This window comes from Streptosporangium roseum DSM 43021 (genome assembly GCF_000024865.1).
GTDB classification, from domain to species: Bacteria; Actinomycetota; Actinomycetes; order Streptosporangiales; family Streptosporangiaceae; genus Streptosporangium; species Streptosporangium roseum.
The window spans coordinates 3,450,186-3,460,709 of record NC_013595.1 but is presented as its reverse complement, the minus strand read 5'-3'; the positions used below and the strand labels follow the sequence as shown (position 1 = coordinate 3,460,709).

Genomic DNA, 10,524 nt, shown 5'->3' with positions numbered 1-10,524 from the left:
CGGTCGGCCGCGCCGCCGATCCGGCAAGCCCGTCCGATTCACCCCCGCCGGGATGAGTCCGGAGGGACGGGGATGATGTCAGGGCCGGAGCTCAGGCGGTCTTGGGTGTGGCGCGCATGCCGATGTACACGCACGGGGTGCCGTCCGTCAGGGTGGAGAAGACGACGGGGATGTGGTCCTCGCTGAAGGCGGGACCGTCGGAGGCGGCGAACACCGTCTCCGACACCGGCACCAGGTCCATCTCCAGCGGCGGGGAGAAGTCCTTCATGCCGTCGACGAACTCGTATCGGATATGCGCGCGGCCGTCGTCGTCCTGGGTGACGGTGGTGACGACGCCCTCGCGCTTGTAGGTGCCCACCAGCGGCGTCATGTCCACCACGGGCGGGTTCGCCGCCGGCCCGAAGGCATCCGGCATGCGCACCCCGGCCAGTTCCTCCAGCAGTTCCCGGAAAAGGTCGGCGTACAGGTGGCCGGTGCCGCCGCCGTTGGTCAACAGGACGACGGCGACGCCCGCGTGCGGGACGACGCGCAGGTAGGAGTGCTGCGCGACGGCGCTGCCGTCGTGTCCGTAGCCGGGAACGCCGTCCCAGTCGTACAGGGTCCAGCCCAGGCCCCAGCCGTCGGCGCTGACGGTCCACTTGTCCGGGCTGTCGACCTCGCGGCGCTGCATCGCCGCGACGGCGTCGGCGGACAGGACGCGGGTGCCGTCGGGGGCGGTGCCGCCGTCCAGGTGCATCCGGGCGAACCGGGCGACGTCGCCCGCGGAGATGATGACCCTGCCGTACGGCCCCGCGGAGCGCGGCATCAGGTCCCAGGCCGGGGCCGGGTCGGGATCGGTCCCCGGTTCTCCCAGGTGGCCCATGGCCACGCGGAACCGCAGCGCCTCCTCGGGCAGCGTCATCGAGTGCTCCAGCCCGAGCGGGGTGAAGATCATGTCCTTCAGCGCCCGGTCCCAGGTCTTGCCGGTCAGCACCTCGACGACGCGGCCCAGCACGACGTATCCGAGGCTGCTGTAGGAGATCGCCGTCCCGGGCGGGCAGTCCAGCGCCACCTCCCTGGCTGCCTCGACGTATTTGGCCAGACAGTCGTCACCTCGACCGGAGTCATAGGTGAAGTCGCAGGTCAACCCGCCGGTGTGACTGAGCAACTGTCTGATCGTGATCGTCTTGGTGGCCTCGGCGTCCGGGGTGGCGAACTCCGGCAGCACGCTCACCACGGGCGCGTCGAGCGCCAGTTCGCCGGAGTCGACCAGTTGCGTCACCAGCGTGGCGGTGTAGACCTTGGCGAGCGACCCGGACAGGAACACCGAGTCGGTCGTCACCTCCACCCCGGTCCCCCGGTGCAGCACCCCACTGGCCAGTTCGTGGATGTCCCCACCGGCCAGTACGGCCAGCGACGCCCCGGGCACATGGTGGGCGGCGCACAGCTCGTCCAGCCGTGCCTGCCAGCGGTCAAGGGAGAAGCCTCGGCCTTCCGAGTCCGCCGTCCCCCAGTCCCCCTTGGCCTCCCAGTTGCCCGTGACATCCCAGCTCACATTTTTCGACATGCCTCTCCCCTTCTTGAACGCTGTTGATAAACATTGAACACCGTACATCAGTTCCTGCACAGTGTTCAACACATGAACAACGTACGGGGACGCCTGGACGCTGGATGCCATCTTCACGGGGTGCGATCCTGGGATCGAGACGGCCGGTTCCGCTCCGGTGGAGGCGGACCAGGCCATGACCCCAGTCGTCGTCCGCGTGCTCGAACGGGTCATGGTCGGCGGGGAGAGCACCCGGCGACCGCGGGAGCCGCGGCACTCCTTGACAGCGTTCCGGCCATGAATGCCGACCGACCGGCTCCGCCGCTCGGGGACGGGGTGCCGTCCTCGAACATCCGGGCCTTCGTCAGCGAAACGGCGAGCCACCGTGGCGGATTGGACCGTTTCACCGGCCTCCGCGACGCCGGCCCCCTATCGTCCGGTACGTGCAGACTCTCGGCCGTCCACGGTCCCGGCAGAACCGACCACCGAGGCGGCAGAGCCCGCTGAAGGCCCTGCTCCTGTCGGCCGGAATGGGATTCGCGGCACTCGCGGGGGTGGGCGTCGTCGGCGACAGGATCAGCGCGGCGAACGACGCCGTCAAGGGAAGCACCCCGGCGCCGAGCCGTACGGCACACCCCGGGCCGGGCGAACGGGGCGACCGGCCGCCCTCGGCGCTGAGCCGCACGGCCGCCGACAGGCCGGTGGTCTCCCCGTCTCCGGGCCCGGGCGAGACCCGTGCGCTCCTGGCCGGGCTGGGGGAGATCGACCCGGCGCTGGACCATCAGCGGTCGATCAGCCGGGCCCGGGAATCGTGCCGGGACCTGGCGGACGGGATGGGCCGGCGGGAGGTCGCCGACCGCACCCGCCGGCGCTTCGGCGGCACGGCCGGGATCGGCCCCCGGCAGGCCGGCCTGATCCTGGCGGTGATCGAGGACACGTTCTGCCCGTCCTAGCGAGTTCGGGGTCCGGCGGGCTCCCTCCCCGGAACGGCTCGATCAGCGGGCGATGCGGATCCGCACGATGTCGGTGCGGTGCAGGGTGACGCCGTAGGCGAGCGGCACATCGCCGTGGCCGAAAACGGTCTGCAGCGTACGGGCCAGGGGGGAGCCCACGGGGACGCGCAACGCGTCGGCCCCCTGATCGGAGGCGAGCACGGCTTCGAGATCGGTGATCACCTGGGCGACCGGGCGCAGGGCGACCCGGTCGAGGAAGGTGAACAGGTCGGTGTCGATGCCGAGCATCGGACTCGGGTCGATCTCGTCCGTGCCGATCTTCAGCGGCACGTAGTCCCGCATGTACGCGGCCCGCACGTCGTCGACGCTGAAGATCCGTGTCACCTGCCATACAGGCGCCCGCGGCGGCAGGCCCAGTGCCTCGGCCGCCGCGGGCGGGCTCGGCACGGTGTCGCACGACGACGTGACCAGCTCGGCCGTGTGCCCCGCCATCTGGATGCGGTCGCGGTAGGCGAGAATCTTCGACATGCTCAGCGGCGCCAGGTCGTGGCTGCCGGCGACGAACGTCCCGACCCCCCAGCGCCGGATCACCGCGCCCTCGATGGCCAGGACGCCCAGCGCCTCGCGGACGGTGCCGCGGCTCACGTCCAGCATCTCGGAGAGGTCCTGCTCGGTCGGCAGCCGGTCTCCCGGCTGGAACTTCTCCTGGAGTAACGCCCGCAGGCCGTGCAGCGCCGCCTGCGCCGCGGTATCACGTCGGCCCATCGTGGGTTCCCTTCGTCACGCTGCCCGGGTGCCCCCCGCGTCCGAGGACGCCGGGGGGCGAAGTCCTACCAGACATGATCGAGCACGCGGAGCGTGTTTCCGCCAATGACCTTGCTGATGTCATCATCGCCGTAGCCGTGCTTGACGAGCCAGCCGACGATGTTGGTGAAGTTCTCCGCCGGGTTCTCCAGGCCGTCCACGTAGGCGACGTTCGGGTGGTCGGGCGCGGCGTCGCGGTTCTGGGCGTAGTTGCCGGCGTAGGTCTTGTGCACCCCCACGTGGTCGCCGAACATCGTGTCGGGGCCGAAGGTGACGTGGTCGATGCCCACCAGGTCCACGCAGTAGGTGAAGTGATCCATCACCGACTCCAGCGAGTGCTCGCGATGCTCCTCCGACAGCGTGGTGTGCGGAGCCGCCTCCAGACCGATCACACCACCACGCTCGGCACACGCCCTGATCACCTCATCGGGCTTCATCCGGTTGGTCGGCCACACCGCACGAGCACCGGCATGCGTGATGAAGACCGGCACCGCCGAATGCTCGATGACCTCCAGACACGTACGGTCACCCGAGTGCGAGATGTCGATCGCCATACCGAGCCGGTTCATCCGCTCCACCGCACGACGGCCGAAATTGGTCAGACCGGCATCGGCCCGCTCGGCCAACCCCGAACCCAACTGGTTGGCCTGCGAATACGCGACACCGATCTGACGGACCCCGAAGCCGTACAGGATGTCCAGACGATCGAGCTCATTCTCGATCATCGTCGCCGACTCCAGCCCGGCCACCAGCGCCATCCGGCCGTCGCGCTTGGCTGCCCTGATGTCGTCCACCGTCAGCGCGTGCACCACGTAGTCCTGCTTGGCGATGTCCGCGAGCCGCAGGCCGAGGGCGTAGATCATGTCGTTCCACTTCCAGCCGTTCTCGCTGGTGACGCACGACGCCCCGGCCATGAAGTTGTCGAACACGGCCGTCATGCCCGAACGCGACAGACCTTCGTAGCCCGTACGCTGCCGGCCGGTGCGGTTGTACCGGCGCAGTTCACCGACGTCCTTGGGCAGGACCACCGCGTGCTCGTGCAGTGAGATCACGATGTGCTCGGCCATGATCCGGCTGACCCGTTCGGACTGCTCGGCCGACACCCCACCGTCGTAGGCGGGCACTCGGCCGATCTGCTCGGCCAGCTCGAAGTCGGCGTAGTCGACGCCCGGCTCGAGATAGCCGTAGGCCTGGTGACCGCGGTAAGAGGCGGATGGTGACTGCATGGTGGTGAATCCTCCAGATGTATTGATGTCGTGGCGGCCCGGGTCCGGGCACCGGTGACGGTCGGTCATGCCCCGCCGAGGCGGGCCAGTGGGGTCTGCTCGGGGAAGTGACAGGCAGCCTCGGCGGCCGGCGTGGACCCGATCCGCAGCACGGGCTCGGTCTCGGCGCACACGCTCTGAGCCTTCGGGCAGCGCGTGCGGAACCGGCACCCCGACGGGGGGTCGACCGGGCTCGGCGGGTCGCCGGCCAGCAGGGTCCGGGTGCGCGAGGCCCGGCCCCGCGGCTCGGGAACGGGCACCGCTTCGAGCAGCGCCCGGGTGTACGGGTGCTGGGGACGCTCGTACACCTCCCGGCGATCGCCGAGTTCCACGACCTTGCCCAGGTACATCACCGCCACCCGATCGGAGATGTGCCGCACCACCGACAGGTCGTGCGCGATGAACACGTAGGACAGGCCCAGTTCCCGCTGCAGCCGCCGCAGCAGGTTGACGACCTGCGCCTGCACGGAGACGTCCAGCGCGGAGACCGGCTCGTCACAGACCACGACCTCCGGCTCCAGGGCGAGCGCGCGGGCGATCCCGATGCGCTGGCGCTGCCCGCCGGAGAACTGGAACGGGTACCTGTCGAGGTGGTCCGGGTTGAGCCCGACCACGTCGAGGAGTTCCTTCACACGGCTCAGCCGCCGGTCCCGGGGCAGCACGTCCGGGTGGATCTCGAACGGTTGCGTGAGCAGGTCGCGGACGGTCTTCCTGGGGTTCAGCGACGTGTAGGGGTCCTGCAACACGATCTGGACGCTGCGCCGCATCGCCCGCAGCTCGCGGCCCGACGCGGCGTGGACGTCCACGCCGCGGTAGCGCACGTGCCCCGACGTCGGGCTGTCCAGGCCGACGATCGTGCGGGCCAGCGTCGACTTGCCGCATCCCGACTCGCCGACGACGCCGAGGGTCTCGCCACGCCCGAGGGTGAACGACACGCCGTCGACGGCCTGTACGGCACTGCGGCGCCGGCTCAACAGCCCGCCCCCCACCGGGAAGTGCCTGACCAGGGAATCAACCTCGAGCACGACCTCACGCTCGCCCATCGAACACCTCCGCGCGCAGATGGCAGGCGCTGGTGCGGCCTGCCGCGATCACCTCAAGGCCGGGCTGCTCGGACCGGCACAGGTCGATCGCGATGTCGCAGCGCGGATGGAACGCACACCCCTTCGGCGTCAGCACCGGGCTCGGCGGCGCGCCGGGGATGGCCCACAGCTCGTCGTCCTCTCGGTCCGTCCGCGGCATCGAGCGCAGCAGCCCCCGGGTGTACGGGTGGGCCGCGTGCTCGAAGAGCTCCTCCACGGAACCGCGTTCGACGATCCGGCCCGCGTACATCACGGTCACGTCGTCGGCCACCTCGGCGACCACTCCGAGATCATGGGTGATGAGCACCATCCCCATCCCGTTCTCGCGCTGGAGCTCGGTCAGCAGCTCCATGATCTGCGCCTGCACCGTGACGTCCAGGGCTGTGGTGGGCTCGTCCGCGATGAGCACGCGCGGGTTGAGCGCGACCGCCAGGGCGATCATGATCCGCTGGCGCATGCCGCCCGAGAACTGGTGCGGATAGTCGTCGACGCGGCGTGCCGCGGCGGGGATCCGCACCCGTTCCATCAGCTCGACGGCCCGGGCTCGCGCGGCGGAACGGGACATCTTCCGCCGGACCCGCAGCAGCTCACTGATCTGATGGCCCACCGTGTAGACGGGGTTGAGCGCGGACAGCGCGTCCTGGAAGACCATGGCGACGCCCTCGCCGTTGACCTGCCGGCGGACCCGCTCGGCCGCGGTCACCAGGTCGGTGCCCTCGAACATGATGCTTCCGGAGGTGATGCGCGCCGGCGGCGTGTCCAGCAGACCCATGACCGCCTGGGCCGTCACCGACTTGCCCGACCCCGATTCGCCGAGGAGCGCGAGCGTACGGCCGGCGAAGACCTCAAGACCGACGTTGCGTACCGCGCGGACCGCCCCCTCGCGGGTGGCGAACTCCACGCTGAGGTCGTCCACCCGCAGGACGGGCGCGTTCACGGCCTGCCTGCCCGAGGGTCGAGCACGCCCGCCCTGGTCAGGAAGTCGCGCACCACCTGCTGGAAGAGCTCCGGCTCCTCCAGCTGGGGCGAGTGACCGGACTTCTCGAACACCACCAGCTCCCCGCCGGGGACCAGGTCGGCGATCGCCTGGGAGGCCTGCACCGGCGTGCGCCAGTCGTGCCGTCCCACGGTCACGAGCGTCGGGCAGGTGATCTCGTGCAGCCGCGGGGTGAGGTCGTAGGCCGGCATGTTGACGCCGAACGCCTCGTTGTGGGTCTTGTAGTGGTAGGACGTCTGCGCGACCCGCCGCTCGACCGCCTCGGGATCGTAGTCGTGGTCGTAGAGGGGCAGGATGGCCCGCCAGTACTCCCTGAACTCCTCGTTGCCGGTGAACCGGCCGGTGCCGATGCGCTCGATGACCCATTCGGGGATCCGCACCCGGTCCGTCGTCCGGGCCCGCTCGACCGCGAGGTGGTCGTAGTCGGTGTTGGCCGCGGTGTCCCGCAGGACGAGCGCGGCGACGTTCTCCGGGTGGGCCAGGGCGTACTCCATCGCGATGAAGCCGCCGTAGGACCCGCCCGCCATGACGATCCGGCCGAGATCGAAGTGCCGGCGGATCGCCTCGACGTCGGCGACCCACTGGGCGTGGCTGAAGGGCCCCGTGTCACCGGACTCACCGGACCCGCGGGCGTCGAAGACGACGACGCGGAGCCGGTCGGAGAACGGCCCGAACGACCGGCGCGGCTCGGCGCGGCTGCCCAGCCCGGGAGCGCCGTGGTGCACGATCATCGCCGGCGCGTTCTCGGGCCCCATGACCTCCACGGCCAGGGGGTTGCCGTTGATCTCCACGAACACCGTGTCCTCCTCGGTCTGTTTCCGGCTCGTCGTCATGGCGCGATCACGTTCTCTTCGAGGCCGCGCGGATAGCTGGTCAACCGTTCAGGTCCCGCGTCGGTGACCAGCACGGTGTCGGAGATGCGGTAGCCGCCGTGGCCCGGCACGTACACGCCCGGCTCGCTGGAGAGCAGCATTCCGGCCCGGAGCACCGTGTCGTCGCCGTCCTCCACCCATGGCGGCTCGTGCTGCTGGACGCCGATGCCGTGCCCTTGGCGGTGCCGGATGTGCTCGCCGAGCCCGTGTCCTCTGATGACGTCGAGACACTCGCGGTTGACCTCCGCGCAGGTACGGCCGGCGCGCAGGCCCGCCGTGCCGACCTCCTGGGCCTCCGCCGCGACGGCGAAGTAGCGCCGCTGGTCGGCGCTGGGTTCGCCGATGACGAAGGTCCGCTCGCTCTCGACGAAGCGGCTGCCGACGGCGGCGCCCAGGGAGAGGATGACGGTGTCGCCGATCTCCAGCCTGCGCCTGCTGGGCAGTCCGTGCGGGTTCGCGGAGTTCGGGCCGGCGTACACCAGGCCGCCGGCCAGCTTCGTCGTGTAGATGACATGGTCGTAGCGCTGGTACATCGCGTCGGAGCCGTACCCGATGACGTGCCGCGCGAGATCGCCCTCGCTCGGCAGCGGGCGCCCCGCGCGCAGCGCGTCCTCGATGAGGGCCCGGCCCGCCGCGAGCATCTCGTCACAGATCCCGGCCGCCTGGCGGTGCCAGGCGAGCTCCTCCGGATGCTTGATGAGCCGCAGGTTCGACACCACCGGACTGGTACGGAGTCCGGCTGTGCCCAACGCCTCGGTCAGCGCCCGGTGGCCGGCGAGGCTGAGCCCGCCCGAGATGCCGATCCGGGCCGCGGGCCGGCCCGTACGCCCGATCTCACGCGCGAGTACGGCCTCGGCCGGATCGACGCCGGGAAACTCGGCGTAGGTGACGACGTCGGCCTCGATGCGCTGCAGCGCCGCGTACTCCTCATCGAGCTTCGGCACCACGCACAGGGGCCGGCCGTCACGGGGGAACCAGAGATAGACCGGTCGTTCGGTGACGGCGTAGAAGAACCCGGCGAGGTAGGCGACGTCACTCGGCGACGTGGCCAGGAATCCGTCCAGACCGTCCTGGTCCAGGGCGTCCCTGAGGGAGGAATGGACGTCCGCGTAGTAGTCGGAAGAAAGGCGCATAGGTCACCGGTCCTTCAGCCGAGGGTCGCGTGAGTCGTTGAATCGCACGCCGGCGACCGTCGCCGAGAGCACGAGCAGCAGGATCGCCAGTGACGGGAACAGCGTCTGCCACCACGCGGTGGAGATCACGCCACTGCGCTGGGCGTTGAGGATGATCCGTCCCCACGACCAGGAGTCGGGGTCGCCGAGCCCCAGGAAGCTCAGCCCCGCTTCGGAGATCACCGCTCTGGCCGCGGTGAGCAGCACGCTCACCACGATCAGCGGCACCACGGCGGGCAGCACCTCACGGGTGACGATCCGCCAGCCCGTCGCGCCGAGCGCGCGGGCGCCGTCGATGTACGGCATGGAGACCACGACCAGGCCGTTCGACCGGATCAGCCGCGTCACCTCGGGCCAGGAGAACAGCCCGATGACGAACGTCAGCGTCGTGACGCTCGGGCCGACCAGCGCGGTCACCATGATCATGAGCGGCAGCAGGGGGAGCGACAGCATCAGGTCGGTCACCGTGGTGACCCAGGCGTCGGCCCGCCTGGAGTAGGCGCCGAGCAGGCCGAGGGCCGTACCGATGACGATCGCGATCGCCGACGCCGCGACCGCCACTGTCAGGCTGACCCGGGTCCCCCACACCACCTGGGCGAACACGTCCTGGCCGAGATCGTCGGTGCCGAACCAGTGCGCGACCGACGGCGACCGCAGGATCTCGGAACCGAGCCCGCCTGGCCGGTCCACGAGGAGCGGGCCGAACAGGCCGGTCACCAGGAACACCAGCAGCATCGAGATCGACAGCGCGCCGCTGGGCTTGGCCAGGAATCGCCGGAGGCTCTTCATCGCCGACGGCGGGGTGCTCGCCGCCGGCTCGTCCACCGCGACGGCGCCGGCGGGCCCCGCGTCGGGAGGCATCATGGCGCTCATGCGCGGATCCTCGGGTTGAGCAGCATGCTGATCACGTCGGTGATCAGGTTCGCGACGACCACGGTGATCGCGAGCATGATGAACGCTCCCTGCAGCAGCGGATAGTCGAGTTGGCCGACGGCCTCGTAGATCAGCCGTCCGACGCCGGGGTAGGCGAACACGGTCTCGGTGAGCACCGCCCCGCCGACCAGGGTGCCGAGCTGAAGACCCATCAGCGTCAGCGCCGGGAGGAACGCGTTGCGCAACGCGTGCCGCCACAGGGTTCGCTGCGGCGACAGGCCACGGCCGCGGGCGCTTTTGATGTAGTCCTCGCCGAGGACCTCGAGCATGTTGGTGCGCAGCGTGAGCGCGTACGGCCCGAGCTGCACGACCACGAGGCTCAGCAGGGGCAGCGCGAGATGGTGGAGCAGGCTGACGTACGCGGCGGCGCCCCGGGTGTCGGGGTCGATCGCGCCACCGATCGGGAACCAGCCGAGCCACGAGCCCGCGACCACGAGCAGCAGGATCCCGATGCTCGGGACGAACAGCGCGTGCCCGGTGATCCCGAACATCTGGACGACCCGGTCGACGCGCTTGCCGCGATGGGCGGCCGCGTACACCCCGAGCGGGATGCCGAGCACGATGGTCAGCACGAACGCCGAGCCGGCCAGGAGCGCCGTCCACGGCAACCGCGACACGATGATGTCGGTGACCGGCTGGAGCTGCCTGAACGACGTGCCGAGGTTCCCCTGCACCAACTCGGTCAGATACAGCCAGTACTGCGTGAGCATGGGCTTGTCCAGCCCGTACTGCTCCCGCAGCGCCTGCTGCATCTCGGGGGTCATGTCCCCCTCGACGACCAGGAGGGTGGGATCACCCGGCAGCAGCCGGAGCAGGAAAAACGTTACGGTGACCGCGATCCAGATGGTCAGGATCGCGCGCATCGCCCTTCTGGCGATGAATTCAGCCATGGGGTGACCCCGCCTCCTCTCCTTTCCTCGC

The 10,524-nt window shown here is 70.2% G+C and carries 10 protein-coding genes; 1 reads left to right on the top strand and 9 read right to left on the bottom strand.

What is annotated here, in order from left to right; genetic code table 11:
* Positions 1 to 91 precede the first annotated feature (91 nt).
* Positions 92 to 1,546, bottom strand: coding sequence for a serine hydrolase domain-containing protein (locus tag SROS_RS15395; protein WP_012889867.1), 1,455 nt, complete (start codon positions 1,544 to 1,546; stop codon positions 92 to 94).
* Between the two features lie 422 nt (positions 1,547 to 1,968).
* Between SROS_RS15395 and SROS_RS15390 the strand changes: the two genes are divergently transcribed.
* On the top strand, positions 1,969 to 2,478 hold the full coding sequence (locus SROS_RS15390) for a DUF732 domain-containing protein (protein WP_148269093.1): 510 nt from the start codon (positions 1,969 to 1,971) through the stop codon (positions 2,476 to 2,478).
* Positions 2,479 to 2,520: 42 nt separating this feature from the next.
* Here the strand turns inward: SROS_RS15390 and SROS_RS49575 are convergent, their stop codons facing one another.
* The 8 genes from SROS_RS49575 to SROS_RS15350 form a co-directional block, all read right to left on the bottom strand.
* The gene (locus tag SROS_RS49575) at positions 2,521 to 3,243 is read right to left on the bottom strand and encodes a GntR family transcriptional regulator (RefSeq protein WP_012889865.1); all 723 of its coding nucleotides are present in this window, start codon (positions 3,241 to 3,243) and stop codon (positions 2,521 to 2,523) included.
* Positions 3,244 to 3,308: 65 nt separating this feature from the next.
* A complete protein-coding gene (locus tag SROS_RS15380) occupies positions 3,309 to 4,508 on the bottom strand; it encodes a dipeptidase (protein WP_012889864.1) in 1,200 nt (399 codons plus the stop codon).
* Between the two features lie 65 nt (positions 4,509 to 4,573).
* The gene (locus SROS_RS15375; protein ID WP_012889863.1) at positions 4,574 to 5,590 is read right to left on the bottom strand and encodes an ABC transporter ATP-binding protein; all 1,017 of its coding nucleotides are present in this window, start codon (positions 5,588 to 5,590) and stop codon (positions 4,574 to 4,576) included.
* Entirely contained in the window at positions 5,577 to 6,566 is a 990-nt protein-coding gene (locus SROS_RS15370) for an ABC transporter ATP-binding protein (RefSeq protein ID WP_012889862.1), read from the bottom strand. Before SROS_RS15370 ends, SROS_RS15375 begins: the two co-directional genes overlap by 14 nt.
* Positions 6,563 to 7,459 (bottom strand): alpha/beta fold hydrolase, encoded by an 897-nt coding sequence (locus tag SROS_RS15365; protein WP_012889861.1) that lies wholly within the window; start codon positions 7,457 to 7,459, stop codon positions 6,563 to 6,565. Before SROS_RS15365 ends, SROS_RS15370 begins: the two co-directional genes overlap by 4 nt.
* On the bottom strand, positions 7,456 to 8,631 hold the full coding sequence (locus SROS_RS15360; RefSeq protein WP_012889860.1) for a M24 family metallopeptidase: 1,176 nt from the start codon (positions 8,629 to 8,631) through the stop codon (positions 7,456 to 7,458). Before SROS_RS15360 ends, SROS_RS15365 begins: the two co-directional genes overlap by 4 nt.
* A gap of 3 nt (positions 8,632 to 8,634) precedes the next feature.
* On the bottom strand, positions 8,635 to 9,543 hold the full coding sequence (locus SROS_RS15355; RefSeq protein ID WP_012889859.1) for an ABC transporter permease: 909 nt from the start codon (positions 9,541 to 9,543) through the stop codon (positions 8,635 to 8,637).
* Positions 9,540 to 10,493 (bottom strand): ABC transporter permease, encoded by a 954-nt coding sequence (locus SROS_RS15350; RefSeq protein ID WP_012889858.1) that lies wholly within the window; start codon positions 10,491 to 10,493, stop codon positions 9,540 to 9,542. Before SROS_RS15350 ends, SROS_RS15355 begins: the two co-directional genes overlap by 4 nt.
* Positions 10,494 to 10,524: the final 31 nt, after the last annotated feature.